Source organism: Streptococcus sp. 400_SSPC (assembly GCF_001072745.1).
GTDB lineage: Bacteria > Bacillota > Bacilli > Lactobacillales > Streptococcaceae > Streptococcus > Streptococcus xiaochunlingii.
Genome location: NZ_JVIQ01000072.1, coordinates 1 through 18,999, shown reverse-complemented (window position 1 = coordinate 18,999; position 18,999 = coordinate 1). Strand labels below are relative to the sequence as shown.

The window sequence follows — 18,999 nt, the reverse complement described above, 5'->3', positions numbered from 1 at the left end:
TGCGGAGGTGGGACGACGAAATCGAATTCTAACGAATTACCGATTTCTGTCCCACTCTCTTATTTGTTGCGGTTGAAGAGAGTGGGGTCATATTTTGTATGACTCCTCTTTTAGGGCTTATTTTAATTGATCTGTGATTTCTTTTGAGAGCAAGAGGCCGAGGCGATAGTCCTTATTGATGGCGTGGATGACATCGTTGATGTTTTCCGTCGTTTGGATTTGTTCCTTGATGCTTGCTTTGAAGGCTTCATCTTTTAAGAGTTGCTCTTGTAAAATCTTTTGCAGTTTTTCTCTCTCGTATTTATTGATTAAAAAGAGAATAAGCAGACTAACTAAAATAAGAATATAAACAGTTTGATTCATGGGGTTCTCCAGAGGGTAAGATAATGGATAAAGGGAAGCGATAATCCCTAAAAATATAGGTGTGTTTAACATAAGAAAAGGAGTGAGATGGAACTAAATAAGATTTATTTAGCGATTCCTCTCACTCCTAAAAGAGATGGTTTCCTATCAAAAAGTAAGGAAGATATTACATTTTCTCAGGTGCTTCGACACCCAATAGACGAAGCGCTTCTTTCAAGACTACTGCTGTTGAGTAGCTAAGAGCAAGGCGGCTATCGCGTTCTGGGCTTTCATCCAAGATACGAGTGTGAGCATAGTACTTGTTGAAGGCTTGAGCCAAGTTGATGGCATATTTTGCAATCAAGGATGGATCATAGTTTTCAGCAGCACGTTTCACGACACGAGCAAAGTCTTGGAGAAGTTTGATGATTTCCCAGCTTTCAGGATCGCTCAAGCTGTATGTTGCATCTGCAGATGGTGTGAAGTTGGCTTTGCGAAGGATGGATTGGATACGTGCGTATGCGTATTGAACGTACGGTCCAGTTTCTCCTTCGAAGGATACCATGGCTTCAAGGTCAAAGTCATACCCGTTGCGACGGTCTGTCTTCAAGTCGTAGAACTTAACGGCACCAACACCGACTGCATGTGCCACTTCTTCCTTGTTTTCAAGTTCAGGGTTCTTTTCTTCGATCTGCGCTTTGGCACGAGAGATCGCTTCTTGAAGGGTTGGTTCGAGCAGGATGATATTTCCTTTACGAGTTGACAATTTTTGGCGATTCTTTGTGACCAAACCAAAGTCAACGTGGATCATATCGTCGCTCCAGTCAAATCCCATTTTCTTCAAAACAGCTTTCAACTGACGGAAGTGGTTGGATTGTTCTTGACCGACAGCATAGATGTTTTTCACAAAGTTGTAAGTCCGTGCACGGTAGATAGCGGTTGCGATATCACGCGTGATGTAAAGAGTGGCACCGTCTGATTTCTTAATCATAGCTGGTGGAAGGTTGACATCATCCAACTCAACGATGCTAGCTCCCTTAGATTCTTTCAACAAGCCTTTTTCTTCAAGGATTTGGACAGCTTCATCCATCTTGTCATTGTAGAAAGCTTCTCCGTTTAAGCTGTCAAATTCAACACCGAGGAGTTTGTAGATACGGTTGAATTCTACCAAGCTTTCGTCACGGAACCATTGCCACAATTCAGTTGCTTCTGGATCTCCATCTTCCAATTTCTTGAACCAGAGACGTCCTTCCTCGTCCAAAGCAGGATCGTTTTCAATTTCGGCATTGATGCGGACATAGAGTTTCAACAATTCATCGATTGGATTGGCTTCGACAGCTTCCTTGCTACCCCATTTTTTATAAGCGACCATCAAGAGACCAAATTGTTTACCCCAGTCTCCCAAGTGGTTGATTTTAATGGTGTTGTAGCCCATTTTGCGGAAGATATTTGAAAGAGCATCTCCGATAACGGTTGAGCGCAAATGACCAACTGAGAAAGGTTTTGCAATATTTGGACTAGAAAGGTCGATGGTGACGTTCGCTCCTTGACCTTCTTCTTGTTGTCCATAGTCGGCACCTGCTTCGATAACAGATTTGATGACTTGGTCAGAGATTTGTGATTTATCTAAGAAGAAGTTTACATAAGGACCAGTAGCAACGACTTTTTCAAAGTGAGAGGCAACGATTTTTTCCGCAATATCAGCAGCAATCGCTTGAGGAGCTTTGCGTTCGATTTTAGCCAAAGAAAAGGCAGGAAAGGCGATATCTCCGAGGTCTGAAGATTTTGGTTGCTCTAGTAAATTTAAGATAGTTTCTTGGTCTAAGCCTTCAATGACTTTTGCCAATTCACTTGCAATAAGTTCTTTATGATTCATAGTAGCTCCTTTGGTCTTTTGTTACTATTCTATCACAAAATTCGGCCTTTCTTCAAACTTTTTGGTATAATCAAAGTATAATTATTCAAAAGTGGAGCAAAAATGAAAAAAGATGAACGTCAGCTTTTGATTCGAGAAATTATTCAACATGAGAAGTTATCGACGCAAAAAGACATTCAAGACCGCCTAGATCAAAGAGGGGCGGGAGTGACCCAGACCACCTTATCCAGGGACCTACGAGAAATCGGTCTGATCAAGGTAAAAGAAAAGGGTGGCCTCTATTATAAATTAGCAGACGAACCAGATCGAACAGATATTTTTAGACTGATTGCTCAATATGCACAAGTGGTCTCGAGAGCGGAGTTCACACTGGTTGTTCGGACGGAGCTGGGAGAAGCGGCTATTTTAGCCAACGCAGTCGATGAGATTTTGGATGATCAAATCCTTGGTACCGTAGCAGGTGCCAATACCCTCTTAATTGTTTGCAAGGACCAAGAAGTAGCACAAACAGTCCAGCAGACCATTCTCCAACATTCTAGTCACTAGTCAAGGGCGAGGGACCAGTCCAGAAAGGGATCGGCCCTCCTTTTATGTCAGTTTAGAGTTGGAGTAAGCACTCAGAATGAATGCAATGATATAGAAAAGGAACGATATGGCAGCAGAAAAACTATCACCTGGCATGCAGCAATACCTAGATATCAAAAAAGATTATCCGGATGCTTTTTTACTCTTTCGGATGGGGGATTTTTACGAGCTCTTTTATGAAGATGCCGTCAATGCAGCACAGATTTTAGAGATTTCTTTGACCTCTCGGAATAAAAATGCAGAAAATCCAATTCCCATGGCTGGAGTTCCCTATCATTCGGCCCAGCAGTACATCGATGTCTTGATCGAAAAAGGTTACAAGGTAGCTATTGCAGAGCAGATGGAAGATCCCAAGCAAGCCGTCGGTGTAGTCAAACGGGAAGTGGTTCAAGTCATTACTCCGGGGACCGTTGTCGATTCGACCAAGCCAGACAGCGCCAACAACTTCCTGGTAGCCTTGTCTCATGATGAGACAGACTATGGCCTTGCCTATATGGACCTAGTGACCGGGGAGTTTCAGGTCACCAGTCTGAATGATTTTGCCATGGTCTGTGGGGAAATCCGCAACCTACGGGCACGGGAAATTGTCCTGACCTACTCCTTGTCAGAAATGGAAGAAAGAGTCCTTCTTGGCCAAATGAATCTCTTGCTCTCCCCTATCTCAGAAGTGGCGGAGGATGTCCAACTTTTAGGGGTTGAGTTGACTCATTTGGAGAGAATAGCGGCAGGAGGCCTGCTCCAATATGTCCAGGAAACCCAGAAGCGGGAACTCCATCATATCAAGCCTGCCCATCACTATGAAGTCCGTGATTTCTTGCAGATGGATTATGCGACCAAGGCGAGTTTGGACTTGACAGAAAATGCTCGGACTGGCAAAAAACATGGCAGCCTCTACTGGCTCCTAGATGAAAGCAAGACAGCCATGGGAGGCCGTCTCTTGCGGGCATGGATCCAGAAGCCTTTGATGGACCGCCATCGGATCGAAGAGCGTCAAGAGATTATCCAAGTCTTCTTGGACCATTTCTTTGAGCGAAGCGATCTGGCAGATCGTCTCAAGGGTGTGTATGATATCGAGCGCTTGGCCAGTCGGGTCTCTTTTGGAAAGACCACTCCCAAGGACCTCTTGCAGTTGGGAGAAACCCTGCGCCATGTTCCCTTGATCAAATCGCTTTTGGTCGAGATGGGCGAGCCGGTGCTAGACCTCCTCATCGCCCAGTTAGATGAGCTACCAGAGCTTTGCCGTCTCATCGAAGCAGCCATTGATCCGGATGCTCCGATCGTTCTGACAGAAGGCAATATCATCCGTACCGGCTTCGACCCGACTCTGGACCAGTACCGTGTCGTCCTCCGAGAAGGGACTGGCTGGATTGCAGAGATCGAAGCCAAAGAACGGGAAGCCAGTGGCATTACCGGACTTAAAATTGACTACAACAAAAAAGATGGCTACTATTTCCATGTGACCAATTCCCAATTATCCCGTGTGCCAGCTCATTTCTTCCGCAAGGCAACCTTGAAAAATTCTGAGCGCTTTGGGACAGAAGAACTGGCTCGGATCGAAGGGGAGATGCTAGAAGCTCGGGAACAGTCGACTAGTCTAGAGTATGCGATTTTCCTACGGATCAGAGAGGAAGTCGGCAAGTACATCCAGCGCCTGCAGTCCCTAGCCCAAGCCCTAGCAACGGTGGACGTCTTGCAAGGCTTGGCCTGTGTGGCTGAAAGACAACAACTGACCCGGCCAGTCTTCCAAGAGGCGCGTGATATCCGGATTGAGAAGGGTCGTCACCCAGTTGTTGAAAAGGTGATGGGAGCTCAAAGCTACATCCCCAACAGCATTTCTATGGATGAGACCTGTGATATCCAGCTAATTACGGGACCTAATATGAGCGGGAAGTCCACCTATATGCGCCAGTTGGCCATCATTGTCATTATGGCTCAGATTGGTTCCTTTGTACCGGCTCAAGCGGCGACCCTCCCTCTCTTTGATGCCATTTATACCCGGATTGGGGCTGCAGATGACTTGGTATCCGGCCAATCGACCTTTATGGTTGAGATGATGGAGGCCAACAATGCCATTCGCCAAGCGACTTCGGCTTCTCTTATCTTGTTTGATGAGTTGGGACGGGGGACGGCGACCTATGATGGCATGGCTCTAGCTCAAGCCATCATCGAGTACATCCATGACCGGACAGGGGCCAAGACCCTCTTTGCTACCCACTACCATGAGTTGACCGACTTGGAGCAGACCCTATCTCGCTTGCGCAATGTCCACGTCGCCACCTTGGAGAAGGATGGCCAAGTGACCTTCTTGCACAGGATTGAAGAGGGACCGGCGGATAAATCCTATGGAATCCATGTGGCCAAGATTGCAGGCCTGCCAAGCGATCTCTTGAAGCGGGCAGATACTATCTTGAGTCAATTAGAAGGCCAAAGCCACGAAGTGCCGATGGCGAATCCAACACAGCAATCCTCTCCAGAGCTTGGAGAACAGTTATCTCTGTTTGCAGCAGATGCAGCTCATCCAGTACTAGAAGAATTAAAAACTCTCGATATTTACAACATGACCCCGATGGAAGTCATGATGGCAGTTGCCGAGATGAAAAAGAGAATTTAAAAGACAGTTCATTCGAACTGTTTCAGATTGAAGACAAAGTAATTTTAAAAACTTTCCTTAGGTGAGTACGGACGTCAGCGAACTTCGTAGAAGTTCCATGACTAATCATTGAGCCTAAGGTCTCAATGATTCCGAGTGCCTGAAACACAGTTGTTTCAGGCACTTTTCTCACAGCGGAAAGTTTTTCATCTTCTTGAATGACTAAAAAATAAAAGTCATTTTTTTTGAATTCCTCAGGCTTTTCCTTGCAACTGACGGTTGATGTCATCCACTTTCTTTTTATTGAGGTAGTAAGAGACAGCCCAGACAATGAGATAGACGAAGCTAAACTCAAAAATGACAGAGAGATAAAAACTGATTTGCATTGGGAACCAGCCGCCCAAGGTTGCTAAAGGTAGGAAACCAAAGAGCATCAAGAGGTAGTGGCTGACGGTCGCGCGAAGCAAGCTCCAATCTTTGTTGAAAAGGACATTCCCCAAGCTGAAGAGGAGTCCGATACCGGCCCAGATAAGGGTACAATAGAGCATAACAAGGGATCCATGAACTTCGTGGGCTTGCATCCACTGGCCGAAAGCTGAGCTAGGACTGAGAGGCGTATAAGTGGAAGGGGAGTTTAAAAAAGAAAAGAGGATAGAGAGGATGAGACCGATCAAGATCCCTTTCAAAGCGTTGGTAAAATGGTTTTTCATCATGAGAGTTTCTCCTTAATAGCTTTTAAATAACGACGAGAGGAGTAAGTCATCCTTCCGTTTTTGAGATAGATTTGAACCGATCCGCTACCGGTAAAATGCAGGTGATCGATTTCTTTGGTATTGATAATTTCAGATTGGGAAATTTTTAAAAAGTAGATGGGCAAGTCTTCAGAGAGTTGGTAGAGTGGACCTGTGAGGATGAATTGATTATCCTTTGTTTCCCCCACCACTTGCCGGTTTTCAATATAGAACCGATGAAACAAGTGAGTCTCTACAAGATAGGTTTCCCCCTCCTTTTTCGCTCGCAAGCGTTCCTTCTGGTCCAATTCCTCTATGAATTGTTGGACCTTCTGGATGCGTTCGCTAGGTTGTGGCGCTGTGATGGCTACGCCTTCTTCTTGAAAATGGGGGTCAATGGTAACTGTTACTTTCATACAAATCCCTTCTAACATATTGACGTCAAGTAAGCGATCCGCTAGCAGGACTTCTTGCTTACAAGTCTATTAAACACTTTTTCAGGCATCAAGACAAGGCTTTTCGCATATTCGGTCAGTTTGTCTGTTTATCTGGTAGAAGACGGTATCTTTAATGGAGCTGGAGCACAAGGTTTTATAAAGGGAGGGCTTCCTTGTAGATATGGTATAATAGTTCTACCTATGCGCGTATAAAACATAAGAGGGGAAGCTATGTCACAGATTATCGAATTACCAGAAATTCTAGCCAATCAGATTGCTGCCGGTGAGGTCATTGAGCGCCCTGCTAGTGTGGTCAAGGAACTGGTTGAAAACTCCATCGATGCGGGAGCTAGTCAGATTGTCGTAGAGATCGAAGAAGCTGGCTTAAAGAGCATTCAAATCACGGATAATGGACAAGGGATTGCCCATGAGGAAGTGGAATTAGCTCTTCGTCGCCATGCGACTAGTAAGATCAAGAGTCAAGCCGACCTCTTTCGCATTCGGACACTAGGCTTCCGTGGCGAGGCCTTGCCGTCTATTGCCTCTGTCAGTGTCATGACCATCCTGACAGCTCAGGAAGGAGCTAGTCATGGGACCAAGCTAGAGGCTAAAGGGGGCGAAATCACTTCTCTTGAGCCGGCGACTAGCCCTGTGGGGACTAAAATCACAGTTGAGGACCTCTTTTTCAATACACCAGCCCGCCTCAAATATATGAAGAGCCAACAGGCAGAGTTGTCCCATATCGTCGACATTCTCAACCGCCTGAGTCTGGCCCATCCAGAGATTGCCTTTACCTTGATCAATGACGGCCATGAAATGACACGGACGGCAGGAACGGGGAATCTCCGTCAAGCCATCGCAGGAGTCTACGGCCTCGCTACCGCTAAGAAAATGGTTGCCATCGAGACAGGTGATTTGGACTTTGAAGTGTCGGGCTTCGTCTCTTTGCCAGAACTGACCCGGGCCAATCGCAACTACATCAGCCTCTTTATCAATGGTCGTTACATCAAGAATTTCTTGCTCAATCGGGCCATCTTGGATGGCTACGGTAGTAAACTTATGGTCGGACGCTTCCCGATAGCAGTGATTAATATCCAGATTGACCCCTATCTAGCCGATGTCAATGTCCACCCGACCAAGCAAGAGGTGCGTATTTCTAAAGAACGAGAACTAATGACCTTGATCTCCCAGGCTATTGTCTCCGCTTTGAAAGAGCAGGATCTGATTCCAGATGCTCTAGAAAATCTAGCTAAGTCAACGCTTCGTCGAACAGAAAAGCCAGTCCAGACCAGCCTCCCTCTAAAAGAAAATAGCCTCTATTACGACCGAGACAAGGGAGACTTCTTTGTCCGTCCAGAGGTCGGGGAATCCCAGCCAAGTGGTGAATTGACCCCAGAGCAAACGGTTCTCTTTGCCCCAGAAGAGGGAAATCAGGAGGCCAAATCACCAGGCATCAAATTCGCGGAGCGAAAGGCGCCTCAGTATGATCAACTGGACCACCCAGAGTTGGATCTAGCTAGTCTAGACAAGGCCTATGATAAGTTGGATGGGGAAGAACATTCGACCTTCCCAGAGTTGGAATATTTCGGTCAGATGCATGGAACCTATCTCTTTGCCCAAGGCAATGGGGGCCTTTATATCATTGACCAGCATGCGGCCCAAGAGCGGGTCAAATATGAAGAATATCGGGAGAGCATCGGGAACGTAGACGGCAGTCAGCAACAACTGCTGGTGCCTTATATCTTTGAGTTCCCTGCAGACGATCTGATCCGCCTACAACAGCGCAAGCACCTCCTAGAGGAAGTGGGCGTCTATTTAGAAGAGTATGGAGCTAACCAGTTGATCTTGCGGGAGCATCCGATCTGGATGAAGGAAGAAGAAATCGAGTCGGGCATCTATGAGATGTGTGACATGCTCCTTTTGACTAAGGAAGTGTCCATCAAGAAATACAGGGCTGAGTTGGCCATCATGATGTCCTGCAAACGTTCCATCAAGGCTAACCACACGCTGGACGATTACTCTGCACGCGACCTCATCTACCAACTATCCCAATGTGATAACCCTTATAACTGCCCTCATGGCCGTCCTGTCTTGGTTAACTTTACCAAGTCGGATATGGAAAAGATGTTCCGACGCATTCAGGAAAATCACACCAGCCTGCGGGAATTGGGCAAGTATTAAACAAACAATAAAGGAAGATTATGTACGAATACATTAAAGGAATCTTAACAAAAATTACCGCTAAATACATTGTGGTAGAAACAGCTGGAATCGGCTATCTCTTGCATGTGGCCAACCCCTATGCCTACTCTGGTAAAATGAACCAAGAGGTGCAAGTTTATCTGCACCAAGTGGTCCGTGAAGATGCTCACCTTCTCTATGGCTTTGCGACTGAAGAAGAGAAACAGCTCTTTTTAAACTTGATCTCAGTCTCTGGGATTGGACCTGTCTCAGCTCTGGCTATCATTGCTGCAGATGACAATGCAGGCCTTGTCCAAGCCATCGAAAGCAAGAACATCACCTACTTGACCAAGTTTCCAAAGATCGGCAAGAAAACAGCCCAACAGATGGTGCTGGACTTGGAAGGTAAGATCAATCTCGATCTAGAAGATGCACCGGCTCAGACAAAAGCTAAGGCGACAGAAGAGAACCAAGCCTTGGAAGAAGCCATGGAAGCCATGTTGGCATTGGGCTACAAGGCTACGGAACTAAAGAAAATCAAGAAATTCTTTGAAGGCACGACCGATACTGCTGAAAACTACATCAAATCTGCCCTGAAGATGTTGGTGAAATAGGAGATTTCTATGCCAAAACGCTGTGGTTGGGTCAAAATGACCAATCCATTATATATAGCTTACCATGATGAAGAATGGGGGCGGCCCCTACATGATGACCAGGCCCTTTTTGAGTTGCTCTGTATGGAGACCTATCAAGCTGGCCTATCTTGGGAGACGGTGCTCAATAAACGGCAGGCTTTCCGTGAAGCTTTTCATGGTTACCACCTTCAAAGTGTCGCGGAGATGACGGATGAGGAACTGGAGGCTTTGATGGACAATCCAGCTATCATCCGCAATCGTACCAAGATTTTTGCGACACGGGCCAATGCTCAAGCCTTTTTGCAAGTCCAGGCTGAATTCGGCTCTTTTGATGCCTATCTCTGGTCTTTTGTCAATGGGGAAACCATCGTCAATGATGTTCCTGATTACAGTCAAGCACCAGCTAAGACGACTTTATCTGAGACATTATCCAAGGACCTCAAAAAGCGGGGTTTTAAGTTCGCAGGTCCTGTTGCAGTTTTGTCCTTTCTACAAGCTGCAGGTCTGGTTGATGACCATGAGAATGATTGTGAATGGAAAAGTGGTAAGTAGTGAGTACAGATAGCGAAAGTATTTGAGAATATAGAAAAAGCTGAGAAATTTATCTCAGCTTTCTTTGTTATAGTCAAAGCGAATGACTTGCTCCGTTGCATCTACATACGCGTGGACTCCAAAGGGAACAATTGTTCTTGGAGTTGCGTGTCCGACATTCAGATTATAGACAATCGGGATATTGCTGTCAATGATATCCAATAGTGCCTCTTTATAGTCGTCATAGAAAGTTTCATCCATAGGTTTTCCGACCAAGAGTCCACTGATGACTTCAAATATCCCAGTTTCTTTTAAAGCCTGCAACATTTTTTTGAAATCATCAGGTTCAGGCTTTTCTTGACTTGTTTCTAGCAATAGAATCTTTCCTTCCCAGTCGGATAAGTCAGGGAAAAGTTTGTATTTTCGGCAGAGGTCTGTGCTATCTGCGTGTAGAGAGTTGTCAAAAATATCATAGAGAGACTCAAGACAACCACCGAGGATTTCTCCCTCAAACTGGGCATTGCCTTGTAATAAGTCAAAACCTGTATTTGCATGGCTGGCACGAGGTGTTCCCAAGGCTTTGGGACTAAAATCAGTCCGTTCCTCATACCAAACGTCACTAGGTCGAATTTCTGAGATTCTTCCCGTCTCAATCAATTCTTTGAAGTAGTGGAGGCTATATGGCAACATTTCTTTGTCTAACTCACAAATGTCTGCTAGAAATGATTGGCCGTAAAAAGTCTTGATTCCTAGTTTATGCAACATGAGATGGTTCATGGTCGTATCCGAGAAACCTAGAAAAATCTTTGGTTTGATAACCTTTTGTAGTTGGTCATTTTCAAAAAGATAAGGTAGCAAGCGATAGGTATCGTTTCCACCAATGGCGCATAGGATCATGTCGATGCTATCATCAGAAAAGGCCTGAATCAAATCCTCTGCACGAGCTTCAGGATGTTCTTTGATAAAATCTAAGCCTTTTAGCGAATGAGGTAAAAAGATAGGGTTGAGTCCGAGGTCCTTGAGACGTTGAATACCCAAGTCCACTTCGTGCTTGACAAAGTCTTCACCCATAGTCCCACTAGATAAACTTATAATACCAATAGTAGAAGTCATATATTATCCTCCTAAAAATAAATTGATGCTATTGTATCATAAAAAGTGATAGAAAAATATAAGGACTAGCGTTAGAGATACGATTTTATGTCAATAAAGCAATATAAAAATAACCGCTCGATGTGCTTACTTCAGAATATAGGCAAGCCCTTCTAGAAGTTGGTTACCACGTAGTTAAATCTCTTAGGAATATTGATGTAACGGAATTTATAAGAGTTTTTTACTTTATAATACTCTAAAAGAAAAAGATTGAAGAAAGTTACCTAAAATGAACTTTTTCTTCAATCTGTTTTTAAAATAATTTAGGAAATTGTGTTACAATGAAGAAAAATTACGAATAGTATAAGTGGAGGCGTTATGAAAGCAGAGATCATTGCAGTGGGAACTGAAATTCTCACAGGACAGATTGTCAATACCAATGCGCAATTCTTGTCTGAAAAATTAGCTAGTTTAGGGATTGATGTCTATTATCATGTGGCGGTAGGAGACAATGAAGGTCGTCTCTTCTCGACCATTGAGACGGCTTCAAAACGCAGTGATTTGGTGATTTTATGTGGTGGACTTGGGCCAACAGAGGATGATTTGACCAAGCAAACCCTTGCTAAGTTTTTAGGGAAAGAACTGGTTTTTGATACGACAGCGCTTGCCAAACTCGACACCTTCTTTGCAAGTCGCCCTGATTATGTCCGGACGCCCAATAATGAGCGACAAGCACAATTGATTGCCGGTTCAATCCCCCTTCAAAACCGTACAGGTCTCGCGGTTGGAGGTTTGATTGAAGTCAATGGTGTGACCTATGTCGTTCTACCTGGTCCACCAAGTGAGTTAAAACCCATGGTCAATGAACAATTGGTGCCTCATTTGACAACAGGGGAAGAGCTTTTTTCAAGAGTCTTGCGCTTCTTTGGGATTGGGGAAAGCCAGCTAGTTACGATCCTAGCAGATATCATTGAAAAGCAGAGTGATCCGACGGTTGCCCCTTATGCCAAGACGGGAGAAGTAACCTTGCGTCTATCTACAAAGGCGAAGGATCAAGCCTCAGCGGATGCTAAGCTCGATGTCTTAGAAAAGGAAATCTTATCCCGTCATACTCTGGATCATCAACCCTTGCAAGAGTTGTTTTACGGTTATGGAGATGACAATTCGATGGCCAAGGTTGCCTTTGATCTCTTGAAAGGGACTGGTAAGACCATTACAGCTGCAGAAAGCCTGACGGCCGGCCTCTTCCAAGCGACTTTGGCAGATTTTTCAGGGGCGTCCAGCATCTTCGCGGGTGGTTATGTCACCTATAGTTTGGAAGAAAAAAGCAAGATGTTGTCTATTCCAGCTCAAGAGTTAGAGCAACATGGAGTGGTGTCTCATTTTACAGCTCAAGCCATGGCTTCACAGGCCCGTAAGTTAACAGGATCCGATTATGGTGTTAGCCTGACCGGAGTTGCGGGGCCAGATAGTCTAGAAGGGCACCCAGCAGGGACGGTCTTTATCGGACTTGCGACTCCAAATGGAGTGGATAGTGTCCAAGTCAATATCGCTGGCCGGAGTCGAGCTGATGTCCGCGAAATTGCAGTCCTTCATGCCTTTAATTTGGTGCGCTTGGCTGTATTAAATGGTAAAAATTTGGTATAATGAAGCTTGTGCCAAATGAAGAATAATTCTAAAAATGGATAGGAAATGTGCCTTTCAAATGACGGAAAGCGTCGGTGAGTTGCATGCATTTCCTGTATAGCAAAAAATAGGAGAAAAGAATGGCGAAAAAACAGAAAAAATTAGATGATATCTCGAAGAAATTTGGAGACGAGCGTGAAAAAGCTCTCAATGATGCCCTAAAGTTGATCGAAAAAGACTTTGGTAAGGGATCGATCATGCGTCTGGGCGAACGCGCAGAGCAAAAAGTTCAAGTCATGAGCTCAGGTTCCTTGGCTCTTGACATTGCCTTGGGTGCTGGTGGTTATCCAAAAGGTCGGATCATAGAAATCTATGGTCCAGAATCATCAGGTAAAACAACCGTTGCCCTCCATGCAGTAGCGCAAGCACAGAAAGAAGGAGGCATTGCTGCCTTTATCGATGCCGAGCATGCCCTGGATCCATCTTATGCGGCAGCTCTTGGGGTTAATATTGATGAACTCCTCTTGTCTCAACCAGACTCAGGGGAACAAGGACTTGAAATTGCTGGTAAATTGATCGACTCTGGTGCCGTTGATTTGGTCGTTATCGACTCTGTTGCTGCCTTGGTCCCACGCGCAGAAATCGATGGAGATATTGGTGATAGCCACGTTGGTTTGCAAGCACGGATGATGAGCCAGGCTATGCGTAAGCTTGGAGCTTCGATCAATAAGACCAAGACCATTGCTATCTTTATCAACCAATTGCGTGAAAAAGTTGGGGTTATGTTTGGGAACCCTGAAACCACACCTGGTGGTCGTGCCCTTAAATTCTACGCTTCTGTTCGTCTAGACGTTCGTGGAAATACTCAAATCAAGGGTACTGGGGACCAAAAAGATACCAACGTTGGTAAAGAAACCAAGATCAAGGTTGTGAAAAATAAGGTAGCTCCACCATTCAAGGAAGCTATGGTTGAAATCATGTATGGAGAAGGAATTTCACGTACAGGCGAATTGCTAAAAATTGCAACAGACCTTGATTTGATCCAAAAAGCAGGGGCTTGGTATTCTTATAACGGTGAGAAGATTGGCCAAGGTTCTGAAAATGCTAAGAAGTACTTGGCAGACCATCCAGAAATTTTTGATGAGATTGATCACCAAGTGCGCGTGCGCTTCGGTTTGATCGATGATGACACTGCTGTAGTTGCACAAGATGAAGTAGCTGAAAGCCCACTTGTTGAAGAAGTAACACTAGATCTTGATGATGCCATTGAGATTGAAGAGTAATTTTTTTCAAAATAGGTCGAAAGACTGATGGTTTTTATGGTATAATATACTACAATGTTATTATCGTGTGGCGAAAGGAGTGCATACATGATTAAAATTTACACAGTTTCAAGTTGCACGAGTTGTAAAAAAGCCAAAACTTGGCTAAATGCTCATCAGTTGATCTATAAAGAACAAAACCTTGGTAAAGAAGGGATTACAAAAGAAGAATTACTCGATATTTTGACCAAAACAGAAAATGGCATTGCAAGTATCGTTTCTTCAAAAAACCGATACGCTAAGAATCTAGGTGTCGATATTGAAGACCTCAGCATGAATGAAGTCATCGATATCATCTTAGAAACACCACGAATCTTGAAAAGTCCTATACTAGTGGATAACAAGCGACTTCAAGTTGGTTATAAGGAAGATGATATTCGGGCCTTTTTACCACGTTCTGTACGAAATGTTGAAAATGCGGAGGCTCGCTTAAGAGCAGCCCTATAAGAAACAAGTAGCCAATCGTTTAGCTACTGAGAAGAGTCGAGATGTCAGGATCTCGACTTTTTCTTTTGTATCCGGCCAAAGAATCCACGAAAAAATGCTTGTAAGAATGTTTTTGAGGAGGATTCTATGGTACAATACTTCTGTGGGGGAAATCCCTTTATAGAAGCTTATCAAAGGAGAAAACATGAAAAAGAAGCTTATTTGTTTGGGTGTCTTGCTCCTGACGCTGACAGCTTGTGGACAGAAGAAACATGGGAAAACTGATTCTTCCAATGTCCAAAAATCCAACAGTGCTAAAATTGAATCGTTTAATAAAGAAAATCGAAATCTGTTAGAGAAGGCGGAAGAACAGCAAGTTTTCACTAAACACTTTGTCCTTCCAAAAGATGAAAGTGGTATTCGCCAGGAGCAGACCATCACTTATCAAGGGGAACAATTTCAAAAATTGGTCATGACCAATACCACTCCTGTCAGTGATGAATTGAAAAATGCTATTCAGGAAGTTGGTCTTGAAGAGGCCCAACGATTGATGGTAGAGTCGATGGGTAAGGATGAAAAACTTCAACAGGCGCGGACTCTTCCAGGATTTACCATTGAACTGACTTTGCCAAATGAAAATGAATACCAAACGGTCATCACTTATGATTTCACCCAGTTGGATACTAAAAAAGCGGTCGAGTTAGAGTACTTCAAATCAGCCAATATTGCAGATTTATTGAAACTGACACCAACAGAATATATGAATAATCTACTCCGTAATGGAGCAAAAGAAGAATAAGGAGAAAAAACATGAAAAAATTTCTATTACTAGTCGTTGCTGGATTGCTTATCTTGGTAGGTTGTGGGAATTCTCAATCAAAAGGGGGCAAGTCCTTATCGAAAGATAGCGTCGTTACTCGGACCTTTAAGCTTGACAGGGATGTCAATGAAGCTGACGAGGTAGCCAAACAGGAAATTACAGTGACCGTATCCTACCAAGGAAAGAAATACAAAAAAGTTTCCATCAAACTAGCGACTCATGTATCGGATGAATTCAAAGATGAAGTCAAGAAATTGATCGATGCTGAGGATGATAAAGAAGGTGCCAAACAAGCCTTGATCGAAGGTTACGAAGGTGAAGGTGGCATTGATGAATTGAGAGACTACGATGGAATCACCGTGACATCAGATTGGACAGGTGAAGCAATGATCTCTGAGATTGAGATTGATCCTGATAAAGTAGACTTCGATGATATTAAAAACAGCGAAGACTTGGGAGAAATTTGCAAAATGATCAAGACTTACTCTCCAACACTCTTCATCAAAAACATGGAAAAGAATGGCTTTAAAGAAGTCAAATAAAACCATTGAAAATACAGTAGATCGCTTTCAAAAATAAGTGATAAAAAGTCCAAGAAAGCCCGTAAAATCAATATTTTTCGTTTGAGAAAGTATGGAAATTATGGTATAATAGTATGAATATAAAGAAAGAGGGTGGTATTGTGGGATTTACAGACGAAACAGTACGTTTTAATCTTGACGATTCAAACCGTAAAGAAATTAGTGATACATTAAAGGATGTCTACTTATCTTTGGATGAGAAGGGCTACAATCCAATCAATCAAATCGTAGGTTATGTACTCAGTGGTGATCCTGCTTATGTACCTCGTTATAACAACGCTCGCAACCAAATTCGTAAGTACGAACGAGATGAAATTGTTGAAGAATTGGTTCGTTACTACTTGAAAGGGCAAGGGATCGATCTCTAATGAGAATTATGGGACTAGACGTTGGCTCGAAGACAGTCGGAGTAGCCATCAGTGATCCATTAGGTTTTACTGCTCAAGGTCTGGAGATTATTCAGATTGATGAGGAGAAAGGAGAGTTTGGTTTTGACCGTCTCTCTGAACTGGTGAAGGAATACCGGGTTGATCGGTTTGTGGTTGGTTTACCGAAAAACATGAACAACACAAGCGGTCCTCGAGTGGAAGCGAGTCAAGCTTATGGAAAGCGCCTTGAAGAGTTATTCAACTTGCCGGTTGAGTATCAAGATGAGCGTTTGACGACCGTTGCCGCAGAGCGGATGCTGATTGAGCAAGCGGATATTAGCCGAAATAAGCGAAAAAAAGTAATTGATAAATTGGCTGCCCAGTTGATTTTGCAAAATTATTTAGATCGAAAATTTTAGAAAAAAGAGGAAATAAGATGGCACACAATCATGATCATGATCACAACCATGACGAACGCGAATTGATTACATTGGTAGATGAGCAAGGAAACGAAACCTTGTTTGAAATCCTTTTGACCATTGATGGAAAAGAAGAATTTGGTAAAAACTATGTTCTTTTGATTCCTGCAAATGCAGAAGAAGATGAAAACGGTGAAGTAGAAATCCAAGCTTACTCATTTACTGAAAACGAAGACGGAACAGAAGGCGACCTTCAACCAATCCCAGAAGATTCAGATGATGAATGGAACATGATTGAAGAAGTCTTCAACAGCTTTATGGAGGAGTGATACAGTCTGGGAGACTGTATCACCCCAACTCCAAGAGACTGGAAAGAGTTGGTAAGTTCAGTGAACATTTTTACCCTTGCGCTAGAAACAAGGACCGCAAGTAAGTCCAGTGGATGTTTTTAGCCCAGCTTCTAAAAATATTGGAAGTGAAATAAGAAACCAAAGAAATAGCAGAGCGTGAGCCAGCAAGAAGGCTTGATCGCTCTTTTCTTTTAGGAGAAAGAAATGAATCAAATTGAAGAATGGATGAATAGCCGAATTGGACTCAATTTTCGTTCAGGCTTGGGGCGGATGCAACAGGCTGTAAAGCTCTTAGGGGATCCTCATGAAGCTGTTCCGATGATCCATGTGACGGGGACTAACGGGAAGGGCTCAACCATTGCGTTTATGCGCCAACTATTCCAACAGCATGGTCTGAAAGTAGGGACCTTTACTTCTCCACATATCGTTAGTATGCATGATCGGATTTGTATCAATGGGCAACCAATTTCGGATCAAGATCTGATTCGCTTGGGTCAGAGCATCCAAGCGATGGAGTCTCAGCTTCTCGAGACCCACGACCAACTCTCTTACTTTGAGATCATCACCCTCTTGGCCTTTTTGTATTTCCATGAACAAAAAGTAGACCTGGCCTTGATCGAGGTTGGGATCGGAGGCCTCCTTGATACGACCAATGTTATCACAGGAGAGGTAGCAGTGATCACCTCAGTAGGGCTGGATCATCAGGAGACCTTGGGAGGAAGCCTAGAGGCCATTGCTAGGCAAAAAGCTGGAATCTTTAAAGCCGGGAAGCCGGCTGTTATCGGTCCACTGGCTAAAGAGGCTGAGCAAGTCTGCATAGAAAAGGTCCAGGCAATAGGCTGTCCGCTAGCTCGCTATGGAGAAGATTTCCAACTGGTGAAAGGCGTCTTCCGAGATTGGCAACATCGGTTTGACTCACTGAAAATTGGGCTCAATGGAGCTTATCAGGAAGAGAATGCTGCGGTGGCTCTTGAAGCCTTTCTCCTCTTCATGGAGCAGAGAGGTCTGGCGGTCGATGAAAACGGTGTTCGGGAGGCTTTGCAAGCGACTAGCTGGCCGGGACGTCTGGAGAATTTTGACCAGGGCGTCTATCTAGATGGCGCTCATAACCCCCATGCCATCCATCGCTTGGTCGAATATGCCCGTACCTTTTCAGATAAGCGCGTGAAGATCCTCTTTGGTGCTTTAAAACGCAAGGATTACCAGGGAATGTTGGAGATCTTTGCAAGCGATTTGCCGGAGGCGGACTTGACGGTGACGACCTTTGCTTATGGGGAAGTGGTCCAAGAAGTGGATGGCTTAGGCTATCCTTATGTGGCGGATTTCAGAGATTATTTGCAAGATTTTTATAGCCGACAAGATGGTCAAGAGGTGCTCTTTGTCACTGGCTCTCTCTACTTTATTTCCGAAGTTCGCGCATATCTATTAGAGCAGGGAAAGAATCCTTTATAGGTAGCAACTCTCATCGGCCAGTCATAAAGATTGACCAAAAACAGGCTCTAACGTATACTAAAGGTGAGCCACAAATGAACGGGGAAGTCCGTTGAAAAGTTGGCGCGAAAGGAGACCATCCATGGCAAAGAAAGTAACTGCTTTATTGGCAACAGCTACAGTCCTCCTACTTGGAGCGTGTTCGAACCAGCAAACACCATCGCAAACGAACACGTCATCAAGTGCGACGACCACAACGGCAACTTCTTCTCAACAGACAACGACTAGTCCGCAGGTTAACCAAACAGGTCTGGGCGGAACCTATATGGGAATGGATGAAAGCGATCAAGTGACGCTCGTCATCGCTGGTGATTCAGGGACTTGGACGGCTGTAGAGGCAGATGGAGAGCAAGAGCTGAAACAGGTCAAGCTAGATGCTGCCAACCAGATCCTCTTTATCGGAGATGATGGCTACCGCTATCAACTGGAGGGGAAACAATTGACCCTGAAAGAAGCGGATCAAGACTTGGGTGATCAGGATACGATTGTTCTGACCAAGAAATAAACTAGCAGAAATGAGAGTGGGACAGAAATCCTAGCCTCTCAATTGTCTTTGGATTGTCGAGCAAGACGCAGTGGTTGAGTGGGCTCTACTA

Annotated in this window: 20 protein-coding genes; 15 read left to right on the top strand and 5 right to left on the bottom strand. The window is 44.3% G+C overall.

What is annotated here, in order from left to right:
• Nucleotides 1–117: 117 nt before the first annotated feature.
• Together ADH49_RS09165 and argS are read right to left on the bottom strand one after the other, a co-directional pair.
• Nucleotides 118–363, bottom strand: coding sequence for a hypothetical protein (locus ADH49_RS09165; RefSeq protein WP_006596982.1), 246 nt, complete (start codon nucleotides 361–363; stop codon nucleotides 118–120).
• A gap of 166 nt (nucleotides 364–529) precedes the next feature.
• Complete coding sequence (gene argS, locus ADH49_RS09160; RefSeq protein WP_048691894.1) at nucleotides 530–2,218, bottom strand: arginine--tRNA ligase; 1,689 nt, start codon at nucleotides 2,216–2,218, stop codon at nucleotides 530–532.
• 102 nt (nucleotides 2,219–2,320) lie between these two features.
• On the opposite strand from argS, the gene argR reads away from it, so the two are divergent.
• Both argR and mutS read left to right on the top strand, forming a co-directional pair.
• Nucleotides 2,321–2,764: an arginine repressor gene (gene argR, locus ADH49_RS09155; protein WP_048691892.1), complete on the top strand. Its 444-nt coding sequence runs from the start codon at nucleotides 2,321–2,323 to the stop codon at nucleotides 2,762–2,764.
• Between the two features lie 106 nt (nucleotides 2,765–2,870).
• Nucleotides 2,871–5,414 carry a DNA mismatch repair protein MutS gene (gene mutS, locus ADH49_RS09150; protein WP_048691889.1) on the top strand — a complete coding sequence of 848 codons (2,544 nt, stop codon included), beginning with the start codon at nucleotides 2,871–2,873 and terminating at the stop codon, nucleotides 5,412–5,414.
• 233 nt (nucleotides 5,415–5,647) lie between these two features.
• Here the strand turns inward: mutS and ADH49_RS09140 are convergent, their stop codons facing one another.
• Both ADH49_RS09140 and ADH49_RS09135 read right to left on the bottom strand, forming a co-directional pair.
• Nucleotides 5,648–6,106 carry a DUF3021 domain-containing protein gene (locus tag ADH49_RS09140; RefSeq protein WP_048691885.1) on the bottom strand — a complete coding sequence of 153 codons (459 nt, stop codon included), beginning with the start codon at nucleotides 6,104–6,106 and terminating at the stop codon, nucleotides 5,648–5,650.
• On the bottom strand, nucleotides 6,103–6,540 hold the full coding sequence (locus tag ADH49_RS09135) for a LytTR family DNA-binding domain-containing protein (protein WP_048691882.1): 438 nt from the start codon (nucleotides 6,538–6,540) through the stop codon (nucleotides 6,103–6,105). Before ADH49_RS09135 ends, ADH49_RS09140 begins: the two co-directional genes overlap by 4 nt.
• Before the next feature lie 252 nt (nucleotides 6,541–6,792).
• On the opposite strand from ADH49_RS09135, the gene mutL reads away from it, so the two are divergent.
• Genes mutL through ADH49_RS09120 form a run of 3 tightly spaced genes read left to right on the top strand, consistent with a single transcriptional unit; the run spans nucleotide 6,793 to nucleotide 9,929 of the window.
• Complete coding sequence (gene mutL, locus ADH49_RS09130; protein ID WP_048691879.1) at nucleotides 6,793–8,742, top strand: DNA mismatch repair endonuclease MutL; 1,950 nt, start codon at nucleotides 6,793–6,795, stop codon at nucleotides 8,740–8,742.
• 20 nt (nucleotides 8,743–8,762) lie between these two features.
• On the top strand, nucleotides 8,763–9,356 hold the full coding sequence (gene ruvA / locus ADH49_RS09125) for a Holliday junction branch migration protein RuvA (RefSeq protein ID WP_048691877.1): 594 nt from the start codon (nucleotides 8,763–8,765) through the stop codon (nucleotides 9,354–9,356).
• A 9-nt stretch (nucleotides 9,357–9,365) separates the two neighbouring features.
• The gene (locus ADH49_RS09120; protein WP_048691874.1) at nucleotides 9,366–9,929 is read left to right on the top strand and encodes a DNA-3-methyladenine glycosylase I; all 564 of its coding nucleotides are present in this window, start codon (nucleotides 9,366–9,368) and stop codon (nucleotides 9,927–9,929) included.
• Between the two features lie 54 nt (nucleotides 9,930–9,983).
• On the opposite strand, the gene ADH49_RS09115 is transcribed toward ADH49_RS09120, so the two are convergent.
• Nucleotides 9,984–11,021, bottom strand: coding sequence for a S66 family peptidase (locus tag ADH49_RS09115; protein WP_048691872.1), 1,038 nt, complete (start codon nucleotides 11,019–11,021; stop codon nucleotides 9,984–9,986).
• A 357-nt stretch (nucleotides 11,022–11,378) separates the two neighbouring features.
• Here ADH49_RS09115 and ADH49_RS09110 point away from each other — a divergent pair, with 357 nt between their 5' ends.
• From ADH49_RS09110 to ADH49_RS09060, 10 genes are all read left to right on the top strand, one after another.
• Nucleotides 11,379–12,647 (top strand): competence/damage-inducible protein A, encoded by a 1,269-nt coding sequence (locus ADH49_RS09110; RefSeq protein WP_048691868.1) that lies wholly within the window; start codon nucleotides 11,379–11,381, stop codon nucleotides 12,645–12,647.
• Nucleotides 12,648–12,766: 119 nt separating this feature from the next.
• Complete coding sequence (gene recA / locus ADH49_RS09105; RefSeq protein WP_006595398.1) at nucleotides 12,767–13,909, top strand: recombinase RecA; 1,143 nt, start codon at nucleotides 12,767–12,769, stop codon at nucleotides 13,907–13,909.
• An 87-nt stretch (nucleotides 13,910–13,996) separates the two neighbouring features.
• Nucleotides 13,997–14,395, top strand: a complete 399-nt coding sequence (gene spx / locus ADH49_RS09100; protein WP_006595399.1) for a transcriptional regulator Spx — start codon at nucleotides 13,997–13,999, stop codon at nucleotides 14,393–14,395.
• A 184-nt stretch (nucleotides 14,396–14,579) separates the two neighbouring features.
• A complete protein-coding gene (locus ADH49_RS09090; RefSeq protein WP_006595401.1) occupies nucleotides 14,580–15,173 on the top strand; it encodes an SP0191 family lipoprotein in 594 nt (197 codons plus the stop codon).
• 11 nt (nucleotides 15,174–15,184) lie between these two features.
• Nucleotides 15,185–15,736, top strand: coding sequence for a hypothetical protein (locus ADH49_RS09085; protein ID WP_048691863.1), 552 nt, complete (start codon nucleotides 15,185–15,187; stop codon nucleotides 15,734–15,736).
• 140 nt (nucleotides 15,737–15,876) lie between these two features.
• The gene (locus tag ADH49_RS09080; RefSeq protein ID WP_006597020.1) at nucleotides 15,877–16,143 is read left to right on the top strand and encodes an IreB family regulatory phosphoprotein; all 267 of its coding nucleotides are present in this window, start codon (nucleotides 15,877–15,879) and stop codon (nucleotides 16,141–16,143) included.
• The gene (gene ruvX, locus ADH49_RS09075) at nucleotides 16,143–16,562 is read left to right on the top strand and encodes a Holliday junction resolvase RuvX (RefSeq protein ID WP_023027379.1); all 420 of its coding nucleotides are present in this window, start codon (nucleotides 16,143–16,145) and stop codon (nucleotides 16,560–16,562) included. The genes ADH49_RS09080 and ruvX overlap by 1 nt, the downstream gene beginning before the upstream one ends.
• Before the next feature lie 17 nt (nucleotides 16,563–16,579).
• Entirely contained in the window at nucleotides 16,580–16,891 is a 312-nt protein-coding gene (locus ADH49_RS09070; RefSeq protein WP_006595405.1) for a DUF1292 domain-containing protein, read from the top strand.
• A gap of 225 nt (nucleotides 16,892–17,116) precedes the next feature.
• Nucleotides 17,117–18,364 carry a bifunctional folylpolyglutamate synthase/dihydrofolate synthase gene (locus ADH49_RS09065; RefSeq protein ID WP_048691861.1) on the top strand — a complete coding sequence of 416 codons (1,248 nt, stop codon included), beginning with the start codon at nucleotides 17,117–17,119 and terminating at the stop codon, nucleotides 18,362–18,364.
• 121 nt (nucleotides 18,365–18,485) lie between these two features.
• On the top strand, nucleotides 18,486–18,908 hold the full coding sequence (locus ADH49_RS09060) for an SP_0198 family lipoprotein (RefSeq protein WP_023024698.1): 423 nt from the start codon (nucleotides 18,486–18,488) through the stop codon (nucleotides 18,906–18,908).
• Nucleotides 18,909–18,999: the final 91 nt, after the last annotated feature.